18 protein-coding genes and 1 tRNA gene are annotated in these 22,934 nt (G+C 35.9%); 12 read left to right on the top strand and 7 right to left on the bottom strand.

What is annotated here, in order from left to right:
- Positions 1 to 296 precede the first annotated feature (296 nt).
- The 3 genes from FVQ77_13865 to nadB all read left to right on the top strand — a co-directional run bounded on the left by FVQ77_13865 (position 297) and on the right by nadB (position 7,457).
- Positions 297 to 3,836: an adenosylcobalamin-dependent ribonucleoside-diphosphate reductase gene (locus tag FVQ77_13865; GenBank protein ID MBW8051397.1), complete on the top strand. Its 3,540-nt coding sequence runs from the start codon at positions 297 to 299 to the stop codon at positions 3,834 to 3,836.
- A 712-nt stretch (positions 3,837 to 4,548) separates the two neighbouring features.
- Positions 4,549 to 5,577 carry a quinolinate synthase NadA gene (nadA, locus tag FVQ77_13860; GenBank protein ID MBW8051396.1) on the top strand — a complete coding sequence of 343 codons (1,029 nt, stop codon included), beginning with the start codon at positions 4,549 to 4,551 and terminating at the stop codon, positions 5,575 to 5,577.
- Between the two features lie 320 nt (positions 5,578 to 5,897).
- Complete coding sequence (gene nadB, locus FVQ77_13855) at positions 5,898 to 7,457, top strand: L-aspartate oxidase (GenBank protein ID MBW8051395.1); 1,560 nt, start codon at positions 5,898 to 5,900, stop codon at positions 7,455 to 7,457.
- Positions 7,458 to 7,460: 3 nt separating this feature from the next.
- On the opposite strand, the gene FVQ77_13850 is transcribed toward nadB, so the two are convergent.
- The 3 genes from FVQ77_13850 to FVQ77_13840 form a co-directional block, all read right to left on the bottom strand.
- Positions 7,461 to 8,177 (bottom strand): Crp/Fnr family transcriptional regulator, encoded by a 717-nt coding sequence (locus FVQ77_13850; GenBank protein MBW8051394.1) that lies wholly within the window; start codon positions 8,175 to 8,177, stop codon positions 7,461 to 7,463.
- A gap of 91 nt (positions 8,178 to 8,268) precedes the next feature.
- Positions 8,269 to 8,562 carry a helix-turn-helix transcriptional regulator gene (locus tag FVQ77_13845; protein ID MBW8051393.1) on the bottom strand — a complete coding sequence of 98 codons (294 nt, stop codon included), beginning with the start codon at positions 8,560 to 8,562 and terminating at the stop codon, positions 8,269 to 8,271.
- Between the two features lie 407 nt (positions 8,563 to 8,969).
- Positions 8,970 to 9,041: transfer RNA gene (locus FVQ77_13840), tRNA-Arg, on the bottom strand.
- A gap of 427 nt (positions 9,042 to 9,468) precedes the next feature.
- On the opposite strand from FVQ77_13840, the gene FVQ77_13835 reads away from it, so the two are divergent.
- The 6 genes from FVQ77_13835 (at position 9,469) to FVQ77_13810 (ending at position 14,185) form a co-directional block, all read left to right on the top strand.
- Complete coding sequence (locus FVQ77_13835; protein ID MBW8051392.1) at positions 9,469 to 10,200, top strand: hypothetical protein; 732 nt, start codon at positions 9,469 to 9,471, stop codon at positions 10,198 to 10,200.
- Between the two features lie 50 nt (positions 10,201 to 10,250).
- Positions 10,251 to 11,057, top strand: coding sequence for a hypothetical protein (locus tag FVQ77_13830; GenBank protein MBW8051391.1), 807 nt, complete (start codon positions 10,251 to 10,253; stop codon positions 11,055 to 11,057).
- 78 nt (positions 11,058 to 11,135) lie between these two features.
- Positions 11,136 to 11,375 (top strand): hypothetical protein, encoded by a 240-nt coding sequence (locus tag FVQ77_13825; GenBank protein MBW8051390.1) that lies wholly within the window; start codon positions 11,136 to 11,138, stop codon positions 11,373 to 11,375.
- Positions 11,372 to 11,800: a type II toxin-antitoxin system VapC family toxin gene (locus tag FVQ77_13820; GenBank protein ID MBW8051389.1), complete on the top strand. Its 429-nt coding sequence runs from the start codon at positions 11,372 to 11,374 to the stop codon at positions 11,798 to 11,800. The genes FVQ77_13825 and FVQ77_13820 overlap by 4 nt, the downstream gene beginning before the upstream one ends.
- A 27-nt stretch (positions 11,801 to 11,827) precedes the next feature.
- A complete protein-coding gene (locus FVQ77_13815; GenBank protein MBW8051388.1) occupies positions 11,828 to 12,067 on the top strand; it encodes a hypothetical protein in 240 nt (79 codons plus the stop codon).
- An 18-nt stretch (positions 12,068 to 12,085) separates the two neighbouring features.
- Complete coding sequence (locus FVQ77_13810; GenBank protein ID MBW8051387.1) at positions 12,086 to 14,185, top strand: hypothetical protein; 2,100 nt, start codon at positions 12,086 to 12,088, stop codon at positions 14,183 to 14,185.
- Between the two features lie 241 nt (positions 14,186 to 14,426).
- Here FVQ77_13810 and FVQ77_13805 read toward each other — a convergent pair whose 3' ends face one another.
- Positions 14,427 to 15,245, bottom strand: coding sequence for a biotin--[acetyl-CoA-carboxylase] ligase (locus FVQ77_13805; protein MBW8051386.1), 819 nt, complete (start codon positions 15,243 to 15,245; stop codon positions 14,427 to 14,429).
- A gap of 185 nt (positions 15,246 to 15,430) precedes the next feature.
- On the opposite strand from FVQ77_13805, the gene rsfS reads away from it, so the two are divergent.
- The 3 genes from rsfS (at position 15,431) to FVQ77_13790 (ending at position 18,723) form a co-directional block, all read left to right on the top strand.
- Positions 15,431 to 15,727 carry a ribosome silencing factor gene (rsfS, locus tag FVQ77_13800; protein MBW8051385.1) on the top strand — a complete coding sequence of 99 codons (297 nt, stop codon included), beginning with the start codon at positions 15,431 to 15,433 and terminating at the stop codon, positions 15,725 to 15,727.
- Positions 15,728 to 15,820: 93 nt separating this feature from the next.
- A complete protein-coding gene (hflB, locus tag FVQ77_13795) occupies positions 15,821 to 18,007 on the top strand; it encodes an ATP-dependent zinc metalloprotease FtsH (protein ID MBW8051384.1) in 2,187 nt (728 codons plus the stop codon).
- Positions 18,008 to 18,063: 56 nt separating this feature from the next.
- On the top strand, positions 18,064 to 18,723 hold the full coding sequence (locus tag FVQ77_13790; protein MBW8051383.1) for a hypothetical protein: 660 nt from the start codon (positions 18,064 to 18,066) through the stop codon (positions 18,721 to 18,723).
- Positions 18,724 to 18,787: 64 nt separating this feature from the next.
- On the opposite strand, the gene FVQ77_13785 is transcribed toward FVQ77_13790, so the two are convergent.
- Genes FVQ77_13785 through FVQ77_13775 form a run of 3 tightly spaced genes read right to left on the bottom strand, consistent with a single transcriptional unit; the run spans position 18,788 to position 22,747 of the window.
- Positions 18,788 to 20,026, bottom strand: coding sequence for a T9SS type A sorting domain-containing protein (locus FVQ77_13785; GenBank protein MBW8051382.1), 1,239 nt, complete (start codon positions 20,024 to 20,026; stop codon positions 18,788 to 18,790).
- 54 nt (positions 20,027 to 20,080) lie between these two features.
- Positions 20,081 to 21,847, bottom strand: coding sequence for a T9SS type A sorting domain-containing protein (locus FVQ77_13780; protein ID MBW8051381.1), 1,767 nt, complete (start codon positions 21,845 to 21,847; stop codon positions 20,081 to 20,083).
- A gap of 27 nt (positions 21,848 to 21,874) precedes the next feature.
- Entirely contained in the window at positions 21,875 to 22,747 is an 873-nt protein-coding gene (locus FVQ77_13775; GenBank protein MBW8051380.1) for a hypothetical protein, read from the bottom strand.
- Positions 22,748 to 22,934 lie beyond the last annotated feature (187 nt).

The raw sequence follows: 22,934 nt of genomic DNA, 5'->3' as shown, positions 1-22,934 counted from the left end.
AGTAACTGATAATTTGATGCATGATGTTAATAATGATTACAATTTAAGTTGTTTTTTTTTAATTTAGATTTTTAGGTTTAATAATAAAGTTTCAATATTCATCTGGAAATTTCAACATACCCTGTTGGATAGAAGAAATCCCACGGGGTAAAAATATTGAGATACAAGGGTATAGAAAATTGAAACAAAGAAATATGATAAAAATCATATTTCTGGGTTTGAATAAAAATAATATTTGTACGCTTTATTTACGATACATCTTACGTCATACATTAAACCTCTAAAATCCTGTAAAAATGCGTGGTAACAAAAAAACAACCGGGCTTAAATTCAAAAGGTATTTTACAAAATCAGATGTCAGTCCTTATGACCAATTTGAATATGAGCTAAGACGGTCTGTGATCAGAAATCCAGTAGGTGATATTGTTTTTGAAATGAATGATGTTGAAGTACCAAAAGAGTGGTCACAGATAGCTACGGATATCCTGGCACAAAAGTACTTCCGAAAAACAGGGGTAACTCTTAAAAAAAGCAGCAGTGGCAGTCAAATCACTAAACCTGCCCCGACAAAGTCGGGGTCACTAAATCACCAAAACACCAAATATACAAGTGATAGTGAAAAATCTATTAAACAAGTCGTACACCGTTTGGCAGATTGCTGGCGAAAGTGGGGAGAAAAATATAACTACTTTGCTTCCAAAGAAGACGCCCAAATTTTTTATAACGAAATAGTATATACAATACTGGCACAATATGCTGCACCCAATTCACCCCAATGGTTTAACACAGGTTTACATAGCGCTTATGGTATTAAAGGAAAGCCACAGGGCCATTACTATGTGGATCCTGGTACAGAGGAAATAAAGAAATCAACATCGGCTTATGAACGCCCACAGCCGCACGCCTGCTTCATCTTGTCTGTAAAAGATGACCTGGTAAACCCGGGGGGCATTATGGATCTATGGGTCAGGGAAGCCCGTATCTTTAAATATGGTTCTGGCGTTGGCACTAATTATTCTAACATCAGGGCAGCCAATGAAAAGCTGTCAGGAGGTGGAAATTCATCCGGACTGATATCTTTCCTGAAAATCGGTGACAGGGCTGCAGGGGCTATCAAATCTGGCGGAACCACACGCAGGGCAGCAAAAATGGTGTGCCTGGATCTTGACCATCCTGAAATTCTGGATTTTATTAACTGGAAGGTAGAAGAAGAGAAGAAAGTTGCTGCTTTAATTGCCGCAGGGTATCCTTCTGACTATGAAGGCGTCACATATCAAACAGTATCGGGACAAAACTCAAATAATTCTATTCGTATCCCAAATTCATTCTTTAAAGCCGTAAAACAAAACAAGGATTGGGAACTTCTCTCTCGTGTTACCGGTAAAGCGCTCAAAACAATTCCTTCAATAGCATTGTGGGATCAAATAGCTTATGCGGCATGGAAATGTGCTGATCCGGGTGTGCAGTTTGATACTACTATTAACCAGTGGCATACCTGTGCGAAAGGTGGTAAGATCAGGGCTTCGAATCCTTGTTCTGAATATATGTTTTTGGATAATACTGCCTGCAATCTTGCCTCTGTTAATCTAAGGAAATTCTGGGATGAATGTCAGGTGGAAACCCCGAGGAATTCGGGGCAGGCACCTGACATCACATTTGATGTTGAGGCATTCCAGCATACCTGCCGTTTATGGACAGTTGTACTGGAAATCTCGGTGCTGATGGCACAATTCCCGTCAAAAGAAATTGCCAGGCTTTCTTATGATTACAGGACGATCGGACTGGGATATGCAAGTCTTGGCAGCTTATTAATGTGTGAAGGATTGCCTTACGATAGTGATAAAGCAAGATCAATTGCAGGGTCCCTCACCGCTATTATGACCGGAACTGCTTACAGAACTTCTGCAGAATTAGCCGCAAGCTTAGGGCCTTTTAAGGAATTTAAGAAGAATCGAGAGCACTTCATGCGGGTGATACGAAATCATCGTTATGCAGCTTATAATGCTGCGGATGCATATGAAGGATTAGAAATAAAGCCTGCCGGCATTGAACCTGAAAATTGCCCGGGTTACCTGCTAAAAGCAGCCTGTAATGTTTGGGATGAAGCATTGCAAATGGGAGAAAAATATGGGTTCCGTAATGCACAGGCAACAGTGATCGCGCCCACAGGAACAATAGGATTGGTGATGGATTGTGACACAACGGGTATTGAACCGGACTTTGCATTGGTTAAGTTTAAAAAGCTGTCCGGGGGCGGGTATTTTAAAGTGATCAATCAATCCGTCACTACAGCGTTGCGTAAGTTAGGTTACGATAATAAACAGGTTAATACCATTACTGAATATGTAAAAGGTACAGGAACATTCAAAGACGCCCCGCATATTAATTATGATACACTTCAGGAAAAGGGCTTTAAACAAAGCGAAATAAAGAAATTAGATAAAACAGTAAGATCAGCATTTGAAATATCATTTGTGTTTAATGTTTTCACGGTAGGCGAGGCCTGCACTAAAAGACTGGGATTAGTACCCGAACAATATAACAGCACATCATTCAATATGTTAAAGGAGCTTGGATTTAGTGATGAAGAAATTGAACAGGCCAATGATCATGTTTGTGGAAAAATGACAATAGAAGGCGCTCCATATATAAAAGAAGAACACTTACCGGTATTTGATTGTGCAAACAGGTGCGGCAAAAAAGGGAAACGTTACCTGTCTTCACACAGTCATATACATATGATGGCTGCTGTTCAACCCTTCATATCAGGAGCTATTTCCAAGACAGTTAATTTGCCAAACGAGGCATCTGTGGAAGAAATTAAGGAATGTTTTGAACTTTCCTGGGAATTGGGATTAAAAGCCTGTGCGATTTACCGGGACGGGAGCAAGCTTTCACAGCCGCTTTCAACGGTCAGCTCTAATAAAGAAAAGTCAGACAAGGAATTGAAGCCGGAATGTGCAAGCCCCCCAGCCTCCCGCAATGCTGGCCCGATGTCCACTGGACATCGTCCTCTCCCGAGTACTCGGGAAGACTTTGCCATCACTTTTACCCCAAAGCAAGTCCTGGAAGCTGCTACACAAATAATGGCCAGCACAAAAGACACATCCTTCAAACGGGAACTTTCCAGCATTGTAGAACGTAAAAAATTGCCTCAAAAAAGAAAAGGATTTACGCAAAAAGCAAAGATAGGTATGCAGACCGTGTTTGTCCGCACAGGCGAATACGATGACAATACGCTTGGCGAGATCTTTATAGATATGCACAAGGAAGGCGCTTCGTTCCGGTCGTTAATGAATTGCTTTGCCATCGCTGTTTCTATCGGGCTGCAATATGGGGTTCCGCTGGAGGAGTTTGTGAATAAATTTACCTTTACCCGCTTTGAACCTTCTGGCACTGTGGATCATCCCTACATAAAAAATGCAACTTCAGTGATAGACTATATATTCAGGCTATTAGGATGGGAATATCTCTGCAGAGAGGATTTGCTGCATATTAAGCCAGATGAAGGCCAGAAGGAGAAATCCCTGCCTGAGGCAGACAGGCAAAATAAATCCCAAATAAGAAAATCCCAACTTTCCGTCCTGGTAGAGTCTCCACCCGCCAATCCTGTCGGAGGTGGTTCTACTGAAATCGGTAATCCGCAGAGTCCTCTACGATCCCGAATACTCGGGATGAAGGGAAATGATATTCCCTCCCAGCAGGCAGGTGGGGATGAATACCTGGCCGGCATGATGGGCGATGCTCCTGTGTGTGATGTATGCGGGCATATCACCGTCCGGTCAGGAACCTGTTATAAATGTTTGAATTGCGGGAATAGTTTAGGATGTAGTTGAGGCGCATGGTGCGTTGATCCTGTTAGATAAGATTCCGGATCATTATTTAAAAGTCTGACAAATATCATTCTGTCTACTGATTATTGTCATGTTAATTCCTGAATAAGTATTATAATTTTAGTTCATGGTTTTTGGTTATTAGTTTTAGTTATTTGGTTATTAGTTTTAGTTCATTGGTTCAATAGTTTGCTAATGCCGGACTCATGGCACGACCAACAAACTCAAAAACTATAACCATAAACTATCAAACCATAACCAAAAACTAACAACCAAAAACTAAAGTATTTCAATATATAGTGTAGGGTTGCAGTAGAGACGTTGCATGCAACGTCTCTACTGCAACCCTACGCTAATCATAATAAATGAAAAAGCCAAAACTTTTTTTTTCCGTCAAGCTGTATAAGGACATGTTATTCTATACCCCGATTTGGGTGCTCATCTTTGTAATTATGATTTGTCTTGTATTTGGCTTTTTGATTTGGTTTATGACGACTTTTGTTATACCGGGTAAGATAAAAACGGATATTATAAATGAAAAAAATCATACAACAGAGCAAGTTTATTCAGGAAATAAACATTCAATTTAAAGTGTTTAAAAGTATAGTCTGGGCAATATTGATCATAGGATTACTGGCTGTTATTTTTTGCGGGATAATATGGTTTATAGTCAGAATGATCTTGCCATACGTATAAAATTTTTAAAAATTGACAAATGGACTATGAGAATGCTAAAAAGAACTGTCAGGATAATCCGGGTACAACAATTTTCCCTCAACATCCGGCAAATTCATCCCGACTTTGTCGGGATGATAACCATCCCGGTGATGTCGTTGCTGAAATTGAAAAACTTAGAAAGGAAAAAAATGCGATTATCCTTGCTCACTACTACCAGGAGGCTTCCATCCAGGAAATAGCAGATTACGTTGGCGACAGCCTGGGTCTGTCTCAAGAGGCAGCTCGTACAGATGCTGATATTATAGTATTTGCAGGAGTATATTTTATGGGTGAAACCGCTAAGATCTTAAATCCCGGTAAGAAGGTGCTTATTCCCGACAAAGAGGCCGGCTGTTCACTGGCAGAATCCTGTCCTCCGGGATCATTCAAAAAATTCCTGGGAGAACATCCCGGCCATCTGGTAATATCCTATATAAATTGCACGGCTGAGATCAAAGCGATGAGCGATATAATCTGCACATCGTCAAATGCAGCGAATGTGATTGAATCGGTTCCGAAAAACAAACCGATCATTTTCGCCCCGGATAAAAATCTGGGATATTACCTGAAGAGATTAACCGGCAGGGAAATGATAATATGGGAAGGCACCTGCATTGTACACCAGGAATTTTCCAGCGATCTAATTGATGATATTAAAAAAAAATATCCCAATGCAAAAGTAATAGCTCACCCGGAATGCAGTTCCTATATGCTTGAAATTGCTGATAAAATAGGTTCAACAAGTACACTGATAAAGTTTACTAAAACAGATACAGCCAAAGAATATATAGTAGCTACAGAAACCGGTATTTTTCACCAGATGCGCAAAGTTAGTCCGGATAAAACTTTTATTCCAGCCCCGGTGGTAGCAACGTGTTCTGCCTGTCAGCAGTGCCCATACATGAAGATGAATACGCTGGAAAAGCTTTATTTGTGTTTAAAAAATGAAAAACCTGAGATCAATATCCCTGAAAATATCAGGAAAAAAGCGCTGAAACCTATTCAAAGAATGATGGAGATCAATTGAACAATTAGGCTCTTTTCTAAATATTGGATGATAGATTATCGGTTTTCGGTTCAGTAAATTCAATAAGTTGGCAAAATGCAGTTGGCAGTTGGCAAATCTTCCCTCGCCTTCCTGCCTGCCAATGCGAAGGCTTATACCTGGCCTGTCCGCCAGACAGGCGGGCAGGCAGGTGGCGAGGGAGTTTTTTGCCAACTGCCTATTGCCAACTGCCAACTTGAAAAGGCCAACTGCCAACTGTTTTTATAATTACTATCAACCAATATTTAGAATAGAGCCTAAAAAATTTATCAAGCCATAAAAATCAACTGAATTACAACCGTATGAAAACCGATGTACTGGTTATTGGGTCGGGTATTTCGGGATTGTTTTTTGCCCTTAAAGTTGCCCTTCATTTCCCGGATCTCAAAGTTACCATTATAACCAAAGCTGATGAGAGTGAATCCAATACAAAATATGCCCAGGGTGGTGTGGCAGTGGTGACCGATTTTAAAATGGATTCCTACCAAAAACATATTTCAGATACTTTGAAGGCAGGTGATGGATTATGTGATCGTGAAATTGTGGAAATGGTAATTAAAAAGGGGCCAGATCGACTCAAAGAGATAATTCAATGGGGTGCCCGTTTTGATAAAAACAACTCCGGTGAACTTGACCTGGGGAAAGAAGGGGGGCATTCTGCCAGTAGAATTGTCCATCACAAAGATATAACAGGATTAGAGTTAGAGCAAACTTTGTTAAATCTGGTACATCAAACTCCTCAAATAAAACTTTTGACCTGGCATTTTGCAATAGATCTGATCACGCAACATCATTTGGGCAAAAATATCAATCGCTCAAGCACTCCGACAGCATGCTACGGTGCCTATGTTATGAATCTCAAAACATCAGTGATAGATAAAATCCTATCTCGTATAACATTATTAGCATCAGGCGGAGCCGGACAGATATATCGCAATACCACCAATTCTCTTATTGCTACCGGTGATGGCATTGCTATGGCTTACAGAACAAAAGGGGTCATAGAAAACATGGAATTTATCCAGTTTCACCCTACTGTGTTATACTGTCCCAGTGAAAATCCATCCTTTTTGATATCCGAAGCTGTTCGGGGAGCAGGCGCAATCTTAAAAACAAAAAAGGGCAAACAGTTCATGGAAAAATATGATGAAAGAGGCTCGTTGGCTTCCCGTGATATTGTAGCCAGGGCAGTTGACTATGAAATGAAGACGTTAGGCCATGAATATGTTTTTCTGGATTGCCGGCATATTGATAAAAATAAATTGAAAAATCATTTTCCAAACATTTACAAAAAATGTAAAAGCATGGGCATTGATATGAACAAAGATATGCTTCCCGTGGTACCCGCTGCACATTATATTTGTGGAGGCATTAAAACAGATGCACATGGCAGAACATCTATCAAATATTTGTATGCATGCGGTGAGTGTGCATCTACCGGTTTGCATGGTGCAAACCGGTTGGCTTCCAATTCACTGCTGGAAGCTTTGGTCTTTGCCCAACACTGTTATCTGGATACAATTAAAACCATAAAAAAGATCTCAATCAAAACAAACATCCCTGACTGGAATACCCAGGGGACTGTAACTCCCAAAGAACAGGTTTTAATTACCCACAACTGCGAAGAATTAAGAAATATAATGAGCAATTATGTAGGTATCGTAAGATCTAGTGAACGGCTACAACGAGCGATGAAAAGAATTGACTTGATCTATAATGAAACTAAAAGTCTATATGATACCAACATACTTTCACCCCAGTTGTGTGAATTACGCAATATGGTAACAATTGCCTATCTTTGCATTCAACAATCATTGCAAAGAAAAGAGAATAAAGGAGTTTTTTTTAATAAAGATATTTAGGTGTTAATTATAAATGTTAGCAATGCTCAGTAAACCTTTGGTATCTATGATTGTGATCTTTCTACCGTTAATTTCTATGAGTTTTTCTCTCTTAAATTCAGATAATAATCGGATCGCTGATTCCTGGGCAGTACCTACGATACTTGCCAGGTCCTTCCTGGTAATGGGTACCACGACATTTTTGTTATTATCAACCCGGTAAGATTTTTCCAGTAATAACAATGCTTCGGCAATTCTACCCCTGATAGGAGTGTAAGCAATATCCACTATTTTTTCTTCTGCTTCCTGTAGATTCTTGCATAATAGTTTCATCATAGCATCAGAAACACGATTGTTAGTATGCATCAATGAAAAGAACTCGCGCCTTGGTATCAAACATATTGCCGCATCTTCCATGGCAGCAGCATAAGCTGAATATTGCGTCTCGGCAAGTAATGACCTGTATCCGACAAAACCTCCTGGTTTCACTACGCGCACTATTTGTTCCTTACCGTCACTTCCATGCTTATATATCTTTACTTTTCCTGAATAAATACAAAACAAACCAATCGGATTGCTCCCCTGCTGGAAAATAACTTGCCCCCGTTGATATACAGAATAAGTTTTATGATCATTGATCTTGGAAATTTCATCCGTATTGCAGAAGTGAAATGGGTTTATCTCTCTATTTATACAGTGTTGACATTGTGGGGTTGATAATTGCATAATTTTAATTAGCATCAGGGTAACAAAGACACAATGACATTAAATATAAACATAACAGTTATAATATTACATATATGTAAATACATACATTTTAAAAGCAAAAAAATTACCTCGTAGCGCATCCTTGCATACCTTGTATCACTAGTTTAATGTCCGGATATTGTAAATAATAATAAACATTTTTACCATTTCTCGTACAGTTCAAAATGCCCTTATCCTTTAAAATTCTCAGATGCCGGGAAGCCGCAGTTTGTACTAATCCCACGTTTTCATATATTTCTTTAACGTTCATTCTTCCTTTTCCTTCTAAAGCATCAATTATTGCTAAACGCATGGGATGTGCGATAGCTTTAAAAATATTTGCTGATGCTTCTAATGTTTTAATATCTATTTTTTCCATTTTTCAAATATGTAAGCAATTACATATTTGCAAATGTGAATAGAATTGATATTCAAAGAAAATGATACAAATCATACAAATACATGAATTTTGTCAGGTTTTAGCGCTGAAAATACTTTACCAATTAAAAAATCACTACACTGGTACAGCGTTTCATTAAAACATTTACATAATCTTGTTCTGGAAATTCCAAATAACAAGCACTAAATAATAAATAAATCCAAAATCCCAAGTTCAAAATCCAAAATAAATCCAAAGTCAAAAATCCCAAAAAAAAGCCACTCCTTAGGCATGGAGAAATTGGGATTTGGGATTTAGTTATTGGGATTTATTTTGGATTTGGGATTTTGAGTTTGGGATTTAATAGTATTGTTATATGTTACTATTTTATTGAAACGTTATACTAGTGACCCCGCCAGGAATCGAACCTGGATCTAGAGTTTAGGAAACTCCTATTCTATCCATTGAACTACGGGGCCAGATTTATTTGGTAATTGTTGATATAGTGATTGCAATTTTGATTTTAAAATTTGGAATATTAAGTATATTGTAATATATTTGTTTTTTTACTAAATTAACTTGACATTAATACTATTTTAGTATATTTACAAATGTATTATAAAAAAGCTATATTTTAAAATTACTAAATCATGGAATCATCACACACGATATACGATTTAATTTTGTTGTTGCTGATCACATTTATGAATATTGCAACATACAACCAGTATGTAACAGCAGCAGTGGGAACTGCTACTTTTTTTTATGTATTATTTCGTATTTATTTTCTTTTTAAAAATAAAGGCAAGTAATAGCTAAATTTTTTCCAAGACCTGGCTTGGATTAAAGCCTCTTTCAGCAGAAATCATTATTATTGCTGGAATATTGGAATAATGGCATTGAATTATGATCAATCGCAAACTCTATATTCTTTTACTGTCTTTAAGTATAGTGTTCATATTCACAGCCTGCAGCAAGCTTGAATATGACAAAAACCTCACCTTTCAGGATATAAAAGCAAACATGCCGGAAACGCTTGATGAAAATCTGGTAGAAAAACATCTTATATTGTCTGGCGAATGGAAAAAAATGCCCGTTGATAGTTTTGGCTTTACATATCAGCCTAATTGTCCTGATTGTCCTCCCCCAACCGGGTATGATACTGTTTTTCATATATCTATATCTTTTTACAACTCTGGTACCTCCAGAGGCTATATTTATTTTGAAGTTGTGCCGGTTTTATTAAGTGGTAGGTTAGAATTCAACGTCCCTTTTTATTTTGAGAATAATTGGGAAAATCTTTATGTAAACCGGGTTGGATTAAAGCTAATGTGTTCTGATAGTATGTTCGTGCTTCAGCGTAATGATCTGATGGGGCTGGATTCGGGTAAGGTTAACTTTTCTATTTTCCTTGACCTAAGTATTACCAAAAATATACTAAAAACCTGCTATCAGATCCCATTTGAAGTTTATACGATCAGAGAAGATAATCAAATGGTTTCCAGGGGTCTTTCTTTTGTATGGCTGAAAAACGGTGCAGATGGAGATCCGGCTTGTGCTAACGTAGCTCGTTTGGATGATTTGATAGAAAGTTGCGATGATTGCGGGGGGGCTAGGTTGCGGTGGGGGTGTTTTTAAATTCAATGATAATGAAATTTTTGAACCCTAAAACTGATTTCGCGTTAAAAATGAATTATTTACAAATGAAACAATTGATCTCTTTTTTTGCCAAATGTTTACCCCGTTGGATTGCTTCTTTATACAACTGGGGCCGGATACCTGGCGTCAACTTTCTCTTTATTGCTATAGCCCTTTTTGTTAATTGTCTATTGTTTACTGTCAACTTTTCAGCAGCACAAGGTATAAAAAAAATAACCATTCAGCCGCTTATAGGTTTTGCACCACCGCCTGATGAAGGGCATCAAGTCGGACTAAACGTAAGCTATACCGTTTACTATAAATTGAATGCTCATTTTTCTGTAGGCTTAACCAATAATAGTATAAGATTTAATGGTATAAAAAAAAGAAGGATACCTGAGTACAAGGGTCCGGATATTGGTCAATTTCATATATGCTCATATGAAAACCAAGATAATGCAAGTCCGAAATTTCTTAGCAATCCATGTAACTATGGTTTTGACAGGCAGCGAATAAATATCACCGGGGTAAGTATAAAGCTCAATGCGTTACCTCAATCAATTTTTTCTCCCTATATTTTCATCAATCTCAACATTTCTCAGATTGTGAGGATAGGTGATAAAATAAGTATAAATGATACGCCCGGCAATGAGATGATAATATATCAGGAACCCAACATTGGTACAACACAAAAAGGATTAGGGAGTGGAATTGGCCTGGATATAAGAATTTCACGATCAATAAGGTTCACTCCGATACAGGTGGCTTATTATACCACATTTTCAAAAGTGGATGTATTTGACAATAGGCGTTTAAATCTTTTAACCTTTTCCTTTGGGCTTTCGTATAGTTTTTAAAGCTTTAAATAATTATATTTGTTTGTTATTTGAAAAAGTATTAAATTTGAAACAATAATATTAAAAAAATCAGTAACTATGATAGCAGTTAAAGGAATTTATCAAAACGGTATTGTTAATCTTCTGGATAAAGTACCTTTTAAAAAAGAAGTGAATGTAATAGTCACTTTTTTGCCTGAAGATGATAAAAAGCAAAAAAAAGATCGTAAAGGTAAGCTTGATTTGAATGATTTTAATTTTTTTAAATCAATGGAAGCTTCAAGAGGTATAAAAGGCTCTGTGTGTGATGCACTCATAGAAGAAAGAAGAAGCGAATGAAAAATATTTATTTAGATACATCTTCAATTATCAATATTTATCATTCAGAATTTGATACCGAGAGGGTTTTAGAAATACTTGCTAAAGATATTGACAACATATATCTTTCTGAATTAGCAAAAGTGGAATTTAATTCTGCGTTTTGGAAAAAGATCAGACAGGGTGAATCTACTGAAGAATTAGGAAAGGAAGTAATTAAAAATTTTGAAGATGATTATGCTAAATATGAATGGGTGAAAGTAGATTTGGAAATTCTAAATTCAGCAAAAGAGTTAATAAAAAAGTATGGAATAGATGGCTTAAGAACATTAGATTCAATACAATTAGCTTGTGCACTTTTTATAAAAGAAAATGTAGATGGATATCTTACTTCGGATAATGCTTTAAAAGAGATATTCATAAAAGAAGGTTTAATTATTCTATGAACAAAAACAACTAAAAGCGATTAGGTTATGAAAAATATAACATTAGACGAACCGAAAATTAAAGGTATCCAATTTAGTAAAAACAACACAATGTTGTTAAATTTGGATAATGATAGAAAGATTAGTATACCACTTCATAAATTTAAGGATATTGAACAATTAACACTAGAACAGAGAGAAGAATTTGAAATAATTGATGATTACTTCTTATCATTCCTGGCAATTGATCAGGTATATAGTATAAATGATTTAATGGATTTTGCGTAGTTATTAAAGATAGCTATTATGAACAATTTACTGATTTATCCCACATGCTTATTTTCTTTTCTCCTGTCTTTCAGTCTATACGCTCAGGATAATCTGATCTTAAAAATAAAGACAGGAGAAAACACCAAATGGCTCACCTTTAGCCCTGACGGGAGATATCTTGCTACCACAAAAGGAAAAAAAGCAAATCTCTGGCTAAGTGGTACCAGTACGCTTACCAAACAATTCAAAGGACATAAACGCCAGATCAACGACCTGTGTTTTAGCTCCGACAGCAAATATCTGATCACAGTTAGTAAGGATAAAACTGTAAAGATATGGGATATAGAAGCTAACAAGGAAATTAAAACTTTACAGGGGCATACTAAAGCTGTCAATTCAGTGGCATATGGCAAAGTTGGAAACTTTCTGGCAACGGCAAGTAATGATAAGACCGTAAAAATATGGGATTTTGAAACCGGCAGCGAAAAGCAAAGTTATTCTGAGCATCTTAGGAAAGTAAAGTGTGTGGCAATCAGTCCTGATGGAAGATATGTTGCAAGTGCAGGGGGAGACATACAACAGACAGCAAATAAAAAAATCCTGGAAAGAAACAACAGAATTGTAATAATAAGAGAGGTCAGTACCGGAAAGATTATTCGCAAGATAGCAGCGCATAAAAAGTTGATCCGAACACTAACTTTCAGCCCTGATGGAAAATACCTGGCAAGCGGGGGAGATGATAAAACGATAAAAATATGGAGCTTGGAAGATACCTCAGAATCAGTTACATTATCCGGTCAGATACATCCAAAACATACTACACATTTGCACGGCAAAACTGATGCAAAATCCAAAGCACATAAAGGTTGGATATTTGATCTTGAATATAGTCCTGATGGAAAATTTCTCGCTTCTGCTTCCGGGGATAAGTCAGCCGTCATTTGGGAAGCAGAAACCGGGGTTTTGTTCATGAATTTCAAAAAAAAGCACCGCAATTCGATATCTTCTCTAAGCTTTAGTCCGGATGGCAAATATTTAGCTACTACCGAAATTGAAGGTAAATACACGAAACTCCGGGATGTATCTTCATTAAATATTGTTCCCGTATACCAATTTAAGGACGAGAAAGATAATGCACCACCACAAATATATGTTTCAAATCCTCCTAATATCAAAAATAATAGAATTATTATCTCAAGGGATTTAATAGATGTAAGAGGAACTGTAATTGATGAATCAGGCGTACGAAACCTGTTGATCAATGGTAGGAAAGTACCTGTGAAAAAAAATGGGAGTTTTGTCATCTTGATCCCACTCACCCCAGGAGTAAATAAGGTGAAAATTGAAGCCGTGGATGTAAATGATAACATAACTGCAAGATGGTTTGATGTAATTAGAAAAGATATAAAAGAAGAAAAATACGATGCACAAAAAGCCGTGAACTATTTATTTGTTGTAGGCATCAATGATTATCAGTATTGGCCCAAGCTGTTTAATGCTGTTTCAGATGCAAAAAATGTAGCAGGTACTTTAATCAATATGTATCGTTTTGACAGCACCAATACCATTGTTTTGCTGGATTCAAATGCTACCCGAAACAATATTTATAAGACGCTGAGAAATTACATTGAAAAGATATCTCCCCAGGATAATTTATTGATCTATTATGCCGGGCACGGTCATTTTGATGATCTGCTCAATGAAGGTTACTGGATACCCTTTGAAGCAGATCTGGGAAGTGATGGCGATTATTTATCCAACACCTCTATAAAAAAAATATTACAAAATATCAATTCAAGACATACCTTCCTGGTCGCAGATGCGTGCTTTTCAGGCTCTTTATTTTCTGAATCAAACAGAGGTTATACCGAAAATGTTGAACAATATAAATCACGGTGGGGCCTGGCATCCGGTAGATTAGAAACTGTTTCTGATGGTCGGGGAGGACAACACAGCCCATTTGCAAATGCTTTTATTAGTTTTCTAAAAGAGAATGAGAAAGAAAAAATGCTTGTTTCTGAAATTGTACAGTATGTAAAAGTGAAGGTTGCAGAAGTAACAAAACAAACACCCATCGGTAATCCATTAAAAAATGTAGGAGATGAAGGAGGTGAATTTATTTTTTATAAACGATAATTAGTAATAAATAGATTCTTTCGTTATTAATCAACAAATGGTTATATGGTTATATGGCTATATGGTTAAATGGTTAGTGATTAGCTGAAAGAGTTACTAATCTCATAGGTTTAAACTCGCTGCTTAATTGCTGGCAATTTAGTTGCCATAAAGCCATATAACCATATAACCATCTTAACAATTGAACAATGAAATAATATATTTTATGATTACAATATTGCGTAATTAAATTGTTACGACACTACTTCACAAATTCAATCTCCTTAAAACCAAAATAAATCGCCTCTTTCCCAATCTTAATTCCCAATTTTCCGGATTCATCTATTCCAATTATTTTTCCTTCAACAATCTGGTTCTTCTCAAATTTATAATCTGAAAACCTGAATCCGGAATCCGGAATCCGAAAAAGGCGTTTCTCTTCATACCAATATAAACATTGCATATAATCAGACTTTAATATTTTGTGTTTGTTTGATTTTAGCTGTAAATATCTAACTTCAAAAAATCCCAACAGATCAGCCAACATATTTTCCAATGAATATTCTTTTCCGCTTATCGTTTTCATTGAAACAGCATATCCCACTTTCTCAAAATTCACCTGATTTACATTTATGCCAATGCCCACAATTGAATGTTGCATTTTCATTGAGCGAATAGAATTTTCTATCAATATTCCTGCAATTTTACTATCTTTATAGTAAATATCATTTGGCCATTTTATTTTGACATGGGATTTTAAAAAACTGCTAAGAAAATCAAATATACCCAGTGAAACCGCAAAATTCAATTTGAATTGCTGTTTTACATCCAGGAAGCCAGGTTTTAAAATGATGGAAAAAGTAAGATTCTTCCCCGGCTCAGATTGCCAGTGATTTCCTTTTTGTCCTTTACCTGAAGTTTGTCTATTGGTTACAATTGTCGTGCCTTCAAATACATCATTATTGCCCAGAATTAACTGCGCTGAATCATTGGTCGAATGACAATTTGGCAGATAAATGATCTTTTTACCGATAAAGAGGGTATTCGGATTGATATTTTCTATCTTATTGGTCATAGTCATTTAATTTTTTTGGCTTTATTGTTGTAAAGTTAATTTTTTCTCATACATTTGTATTTTTAATCTGTAGAATTTTTTCCCTTGTTTGTTGCAGGGTGGTATTCCGCTGGAGAAAATTTATCAATCTGTTACTATTGACCAAAAATAAAATAAGTTCAAAGGTTTTGTGCAGGCTGATCTGTAAGGGAATGCAGGAAAAAAAGGCAGTTGATATTAAAGTGTTAAACCTCAAAAAGATCAACAACAGTATAGCCGATTATTTTATTATTTGTTCAGGAAATTCTGGTACACAGGTAGATGCGATTGCAAATGCTGTTGAAGAAGAAGTATATAAAAAAAACAAACATGCTCCCTGGCATATAGAAGGCAGGGAAAATAAGGAATGGATATTGTTAGACTATGTTGATGCCGTTGCACACATATTCTTAAAAGATAGAAGGAAATTTTATGCGCTTGAAGAATTATGGGGGGATGCTGTGATGTAACAGGTAAAGAACATAAGGGCGTCTCTAAAAACTCAAAAATAAATCTTACCCCCGAGTACTCGGGATTGAAATTCAGATACAATATATTACAATATGAAAAATAAAAATAATAATAATAGCAAAACCACGAACGGCAATAATAAAAGTGGTAATAAAAACAAAAACGGGAAATTTTTTGGCTCTTCGAATAACCAGAAACCGAATATCCAGGTTTGGGCCATTGTTTTATTAGTTGTGTTAATTTTTGTTATTACCTACTTCAATAAAACCAGTTCAACCGTTAACATTAAAAAAGAAAAATTTTGGGAAATGTTATCCCGCAATGACGTCAAAGAAGTTGTTATCTATGATAATAATATTGTTGAAGTAACTCTAAAAGAAAATTCATTAGAAAAAGAGCCATATAAAAAAGAACTATCCGATAAAGGGATTTTTGATATTACGAAAGGGCCCCATTATGAGTTTCGTGTTACTTCAGCAGAAAAATTTGAGGAAGATTTAGATGAAATTCAGAAAACGTTGCCTGCTGACAGCAAAATTGCTATTTCCGTAAAGCAGCCCTCTGATTTTACAGGGTGGTTATTTAACTGGGGATTCTTGATCCTGATCCTGTTCGGTTTTTGGTATTTGATGCGAAGGGTAGCTACGGGTGGCCCGGGTGGCCATATCTTCAATATAGGCAAATCAAGAGCTTCATTATTTGATGCTGACAATAAAGTCAAGGTCACTTTTGCAGATGTAGCTGGATTGGAAGAAGCTAAAGAAGAGGTCAAGGAAGTGGTGGATTTTCTGAAAACCCCAAAAAAATTCACAAAACTGGGAGGCAAAATACCCAAGGGCGTATTGTTGGTAGGCCCCCCCGGTACAGGTAAAACTTTATTAGCAAAGGCCGTTGCAGGTGAAGCTCAAGTACCTTTTTTCTCGCTTTCGGGTTCAGATTTTGTAGAAATGTTTGTCGGAGTGGGCGCTGCCAGGGTAAGAGACCTTTTTAAACAGGCAAAAGAAAAATCGCCCAGTATCGTCTTCATTGACGAAATAGACGCTATAGGCCGTTCGAGGGCAAGAGCACAAGTACCTGTTTCTAACGATGAACGTGAAAACACCCTTAACTCGCTGTTGGTTGAGATGGACGGATTCTCTACAAATTCAGGAGTGATCATCATGGCTGCTACAAACAGGCCTGATGTACTGGATTCCGCACTGCTGAGAGCGGGCAGGTTCGACAGGCAAATATGCCTTGATAAGCCCGACCTGGTTGGCAGAGAAGCGATATTTAAAGTGCATACTAAACCGCTTAAACTTTCCAAAGAAATAGATCCCCGGAAACTTTCTGCCCAAACTCCCGGTTTTGCCGGTGCAGATATTGCTAACGTATGTAATGAGTCAGCATTGATAGCTGCCAGGAATAAAAAAAAGAAGATTGAAATGCAGGATTTTCACGATGCGATAGATCGTGTGATTGCCGGGCTTGAGAAAAAAACCAAGATCATCTCTAAAGAAGAAAGAAAGATTGTGGCTTATCACGAAGCAGGCCATGCTGTTTCGGGATGGTTTTTAGAACATGCTGATCCGTTGGTTAAAGTAAGCATCATCCCAAGAGGCTCTGCTGCACTGGGTTATGCTCAATATCTTCCCAAAGAGCAATTTCTTTATACAAAAGAACAACTGTTGGACCAAATGTGCATGACCCTGGGTGGCAGGGTTTCTGAAGATATGATTTTTGGTAAAATATCAACAGGCGCTCTAAATGACCTGGAAACAATTACTAAAATGGCTTACAATATGGTTGCTATTTATGGAATGAATGAAAAAATTGGTAATGTCTCTTTCTTCGATTCAAAACAAGCTGAATATGTATTCAGCAAACCCTATTCTGAAGCTACTGCTCAAACCATTGACGAAGAAGTAAGAATACTTATTGACAGTTGTTACCAAAGAACCAAAAAACTTCTTGCTAAAAAACGCCCCCAAGTGGAAGCTGTTGCCAAAGTTCTGCTTAAAAAAGAAACTATATTTCAGGCAGACCTTAAAAAGATCCTTGGAAAAGATCCATTTAAAAAGCATACGGATGACTTATATCTCCGTGATAATAAAGAGAACAACCTGGATAAAAAATCCCGATCCAACGGACTGGATAAAAAAACACCCCCGTTGAATAAAGGAAAAAATCAACAGGGTAAAGATATCAAGCTCAACAGCCAATCAGTTAAAGCTAATAATATCCCGCAAAAAAAATCTATTCCTAAAACAAAGAAGCAGCAAGCAGAAAGCAAAGAATAAAACAGTTGACAGTTGACCCCGAGTACTCGGGGGGAGTAACCGTCAACTTCTTCATCATGCGCCAGGTTAAATCAAGGGAAATAATTCTTAACAACATCAGAAAAGCCCTCCATAATGAACCGGGCAAACCAATTAGCAAACCTGATTTCTCGTCTCCAATATTCGTAAATAACAATAAAGACATAGCGGTTGATTTTGCAGAAAATTTTATTAAAGCCAGCGGGATTTTTATTTTCTGTGAAAATGAAAACGAATTTTACAAAAACCTGCAACTTACCCTTTCAAAAAAAAAGAAAGGTATTTTGGTAAGTGACAGTTCTTTGCAAAAAAAGGTCTCTGCTGCCAAAATTCAATTCATTCCGTATAACCATGATAAGTTGGATGGAAATGAAAACTTACTCCATGCTGAGGTAGGCATCACGCTTTGTGAATGCTTAGTTGCCCGTACAGGGAGCATTCTGGTAAGCTCTAAACAAGCTGCAGGACGAAGATGGGGGATATGGCCGCCCACACATATAGTGGTAGCATATACCTCTCAAATTGCGTATGACATTGCTGATGGGTTAAAATTAATTGGGGAAAAATACAAAGATAAATTACCCTCCATGATCTCATTGGTAACAGGCCCCAGCCGCACCGCTGATATTGAGAAGACGCTTGTATTAGGGGCGCATGGACCGAAGGAGCTTATACTGTTTTTGATTGAAGATAATTGACCCGCCTGCGCTAAAGCTTTGGCGGGCAGGTGGAAAAATAAATAAAAGAAATGATATTTGGCTATTATTTTACAACCGAAAATTTATGAGAAGCAGTATAATCTTTGGTGGTGATGGTGCAGAAATAAAGACCAGGAGCTAAATTGCCTGCATCAAATCTGATCTGGTGTTTGCCTTTGGGTTGGTTGTGTTCATTTACTAACTTAGTGACAAACTGACCAGATATATTGTAAATATTCAATTTTACAAGGCTATTTTCTTTTAAAGTATATTCTATGGTAGTCGCATCATTAAAGGGGTTGGGATATAATAATAGTTTACTTTTTTTAAAATTTGAATGATTAATCGAAATTCCTACAGCAGGTAAAAAATCAAATGATAATTCGTCAGCTACAACTACAGTATTGATCTGTTTTCCACCCTTAATAGAAATTTCAATGGAATCAACTACTGATGAGTTTTGACTTAAAGGTATGTTAATAAGTGCATAGTTTGTAATAGAATTAGTGTTTATCCAGTGACCTTCATCTACAATGCTTCCCCCTGAAAAAAGGAATACATCTATAAAAACACTATCTGCTCCTGAAATATTACTTTTCACATAAGCATTTAAGCTGTTTGGATGAGTAGAGTATTGGAATTTAGTTCTTGCATATCCATTTGGTTTTATTCCAATAGCATAATTCCCTTGGAATGCTGTAGTATCCTTCCAAACAAAATTCAGTATTTGATTATTATTCGTAGTCCAGTTATCAGGATTTTCATACCAACCACCAATCCAGCTCCAATTCTCAAAGGCACCATTAGGAACTAATAATCTTAAACACGAGAAAACAAATGACTTAAAATCATTATAGCTCATTTTTTGGATAGTGGAATCAGAAATATAGCCCACTACTGTGTCATTAAAAATTCTTAAAAAGAAATGACCACATATCGTTAACATGTAATCTCCTGGTTTCTCAATTGTATCCAGCAGGTCTATATTCATAATAAAATCAGTAGAATCTAAAGCAAGAATAAGCGTATCAGATATATTAAAAGAGTCTGTATTAAATCTACATAAAGCATCACTCCCACCCCATACAATAATTGTATCCTTTAGTTCATTCCCATTTAGCACCTCAAGTACTTTAACCTTCATACCATGAAAATGCTCGGACACTTTTACTCCTTTAATAATCAAATCAACACCAAAAGAATCAATAATAGTACAAAAGTTAGGCTGACTTATACAAGTACAAGACAAAATGATTGTACGAAATACAAAAACAAAAGAAAATGTTAGGATAATTCTTTTCATAATTTATAATATTTAATTATTGATATAAGATTTTATGATTTGCTACCAGCATATCTATTCATATATTATTTTTCCATTTAATACTTGAGCATTATTAATAAATTTAACTAAATACAATCCTTTGGGGTGATCTGTTATATTTATTTGGAAATCTGATAAGGAAGTATTTTCTTTTTTAAATATTAATTTACCTAATATATCGTAAATATAAACTGCAAATTGGAAATTAATTTCGGATGGAACTGAGATATTGAAAATACCTTTATTGGGGTTAGGATATATGAATATATCATAATAAGTATTTTTTATATTATTCACCTCATTTGGTTCATTGTAATTTTCATTATTTGAAGGATCATTAAAACTTAGTCTTCCCAATTGACCAATGGTGCAGTCAACGTTAGGATCAATAAATACAAAAAGCTTGCCTGTAACAACTATATCAGTAATTATTATCTCACTACCTGCAACCATAGTTACGTCACCAGGGCTAATAATTTCAAAAGAATTACCCACTGTTATTGTATTGGTCGCTGCATATACTTTAGTTGAATTAATGGTTAGTTGCCCTAATACTAAATCTGCAGGAAATTGAATACAAGAACCCCATGCGGCTAAATAATTATTCATATCAGTAATTGAAGTAGATGAAAAAAATAGAGCATCCGGTTGAACACAAGGACACATTATAGGACCTGTACCAGTAGTACAAATACCACTGCAAATATTTCCCAAATAATGACTTAAACTAAAATTATGACCAATTTCATGTGCTGTTAGCACAATCTTACCAAATAATCCAGAACTCCAATCCTGAGAAAGTGCATATGAAAGAGTTGGAAATCTACATACTACACCATCACCAGAATGGGTATATGCAACTCCTAAGGCACTACCATCAAAATCTTTACCAGACCACATATGTGCCACATCTCTTTTTACATCAGTACGGTTAGCATTCCATTCATTTTTAAATTCTATTAAAATATTACCAACAGCAGTTGCACTATATGGGTCACTTGAAGTTTCAAATATATTTTGAAAAGAAACAACAAAATCAATAGCAAAAGTGCTGTTATATATCCCTTCAACCTGATTTAAAATACTAAGAATTTGATTATTTGCATTACTACCATGCGTTTGAAAATATTCAAAATCAGCTTCTGTAGCAATTTCAAGTACAAAACAGTCAAGAGGCTGAGCAGAAATTTTATTTGTTTCACTTCCAATAATTTTGGAATTATTTATTGAATCTGAAACACCACAAAAGAACCCATTTTGTAATTTTTGGAAAATATCATTACCTTCATACAAAACCAATTCATTATTTATATCTCCTTTTATTAAATTTGATAAAGATTCTATATAAATATATTCCCCATCTTTTACAAAATAACCCTCAATATTATTATCATCAATGGTTAACCGTACAGCCTGTTTTGGGTCGTAGTTTAAAAAACCTTTGTATGTATTGGTAAGCCCAACAGGATCAAGAACAACACCCTTATCTGTTGTTCTTTGAGAGATATAATCCGTGGAGCGAAGATCGTTCAACTCTAAGGTTAAAACATCATTTATCTTATTTCCTAATTTTAAATGAAATGTACTTATATCTCCAGCATTAGTTACATAAGATTTTATCTGTTTGATATCAATTTGTATAATATCATAATCTTTTAAATTTTTACTTAAAAGGTTATGCTTGTCCTTACTAATTGAAATTGTTTTAGATTTAAAGATTTGCTGAGCCAAAGCTTTAGGTATTAACAAATTCAATATACAAAAGATAAAAATAATAACTCTTATATTTTTCATTTTCATTAATATTATTTTTAAGGCTACTAATTTTTATTTTTCCTCCAAGGCATAGACCCGCTCCACAAGCATATCAACTTTATTATTGAGCTCTTTATTTTGTTTTTCCAGCTTGTCAATTTTCTTTTCCATTGCCTTATCATTCTCAAAAAGATCATCAACAGCATCATTCAACCCTTGAAGCGCTTTGTCAAAATCAAACAAATGAAGAAATATCTCCTCGATTTTTTTAAGCAGCGTGGTAAACATTTCACTCACATTTAACCCTTTCTTTATCATTTCTCTTGCGGATTTTACCCCTGGTAAATGGTTATATTTTTCTGTGAAGGCTTTAACATAGTCCAGTTCTTCTTTTTTATATCCTTTTTCGAATACATAATCACAGCCTACACCTGTCAAATCTACTCTTAAAGTGCAAGCTGTAATAGTACCGATAAATCTGCTGTCACCAATTACTGCAAATCTAACACCTGTTGGAAAAGTATTTTCCTCCGTACCAATTCCAAGGTTGGTAGTTGCTTCATCACATAAATTAATATTATTAATATTACTACCATGTCGGCGCCCTTTAATTGCTAAACATTGAGCAGTTAGTACAGGTGATCCGCCATTATGTGGCGGAGGCTTAATCATAGGCTTTTCAGGTGGAAAAGGTACTTCTTTGACATTACCATCTTGATCAATTGCCAGTAGCTTATCTCCAGGTTGTTTTGTACCAGATACATTTTTTAATTTAAAATGCGAAGTAACCTGAAAAGTATCATTAGGCATAAGTAGATCCACCCCATTCACATCAGGAAATTTAGTAGTAGGCCCCTGAGAGAAAACAGAAACTGATAATGATGTGCAAATAAAAGTAACGACTATTATACTTTTTGCACAATTGGGAAATTTTAAATTTTTCATGACATAAAGTTTTTTTGATTTAAAAATTTTGCGCAAGATAATACGGGATTTTAATGATATAAAATAAACTATGTATAAAAATTCCAGATAATTTGTATAAATTTTCCAGATTTATATTGTTAAGGAGTTTTTGAAGATTTAGTGGGGGGGAGAGGGAGGAGAGAGAGAGAGAAGAGAGAGAGGGGGG

The sequence above is a fragment of the Cytophagales bacterium genome (assembly GCA_019456305.1).
GTDB lineage: Bacteria > Bacteroidota > Bacteroidia > Cytophagales > VRUD01 > VRUD01.
Note: the sequence above shows the minus strand (reverse complement) of the source record. Positions and strands in the feature narration are given on the sequence as shown.

Excerpts from the sequence above, each read along its gene's own strand:
- FVQ77_13865 (MBW8051397.1), top strand. The coding sequence starts at position 297 with ATGCGTGGTAACAAAAAAACAACCGGGCTTAAATTCAAAAGGTATTTT.
- nadA (MBW8051396.1), top strand. The coding sequence starts at position 4,549 with ATGGACTATGAGAATGCTAAAAAGAACTGTCAGGATAATCCGGGTACA.
- nadB (MBW8051395.1), top strand. The coding sequence starts at position 5,898 with ATGAAAACCGATGTACTGGTTATTGGGTCGGGTATTTCGGGATTGTTT.
- FVQ77_13850 (MBW8051394.1), bottom strand. The coding sequence starts at position 8,177 with ATGCTAATTAAAATTATGCAATTATCAACCCCACAATGTCAACACTGT.
- FVQ77_13845 (MBW8051393.1), bottom strand. The coding sequence starts at position 8,562 with ATGGAAAAAATAGATATTAAAACATTAGAAGCATCAGCAAATATTTTT.
- FVQ77_13835 (MBW8051392.1), top strand. The coding sequence starts at position 9,469 with ATGATCAATCGCAAACTCTATATTCTTTTACTGTCTTTAAGTATAGTG.
- FVQ77_13830 (MBW8051391.1), top strand. The coding sequence starts at position 10,251 with ATGAATTATTTACAAATGAAACAATTGATCTCTTTTTTTGCCAAATGT.
- FVQ77_13825 (MBW8051390.1), top strand. The coding sequence starts at position 11,136 with ATGATAGCAGTTAAAGGAATTTATCAAAACGGTATTGTTAATCTTCTG.
- FVQ77_13820 (MBW8051389.1), top strand. The coding sequence starts at position 11,372 with ATGAAAAATATTTATTTAGATACATCTTCAATTATCAATATTTATCAT.
- FVQ77_13815 (MBW8051388.1), top strand. The coding sequence starts at position 11,828 with ATGAAAAATATAACATTAGACGAACCGAAAATTAAAGGTATCCAATTT.
- FVQ77_13810 (MBW8051387.1), top strand. The coding sequence starts at position 12,086 with ATGAACAATTTACTGATTTATCCCACATGCTTATTTTCTTTTCTCCTG.
- FVQ77_13805 (MBW8051386.1), bottom strand. The coding sequence starts at position 15,245 with ATGACTATGACCAATAAGATAGAAAATATCAATCCGAATACCCTCTTT.
- rsfS (MBW8051385.1), top strand. The coding sequence starts at position 15,431 with ATGCAGGAAAAAAAGGCAGTTGATATTAAAGTGTTAAACCTCAAAAAG.
- hflB (MBW8051384.1), top strand. The coding sequence starts at position 15,821 with ATGAAAAATAAAAATAATAATAATAGCAAAACCACGAACGGCAATAAT.
- FVQ77_13790 (MBW8051383.1), top strand. The coding sequence starts at position 18,064 with ATGCGCCAGGTTAAATCAAGGGAAATAATTCTTAACAACATCAGAAAA.
- FVQ77_13785 (MBW8051382.1), bottom strand. The coding sequence starts at position 20,026 with ATGAAAAGAATTATCCTAACATTTTCTTTTGTTTTTGTATTTCGTACA.
- FVQ77_13780 (MBW8051381.1), bottom strand. The coding sequence starts at position 21,847 with ATGAAAATGAAAAATATAAGAGTTATTATTTTTATCTTTTGTATATTG.
- FVQ77_13775 (MBW8051380.1), bottom strand. The coding sequence starts at position 22,747 with ATGAAAAATTTAAAATTTCCCAATTGTGCAAAAAGTATAATAGTCGTT.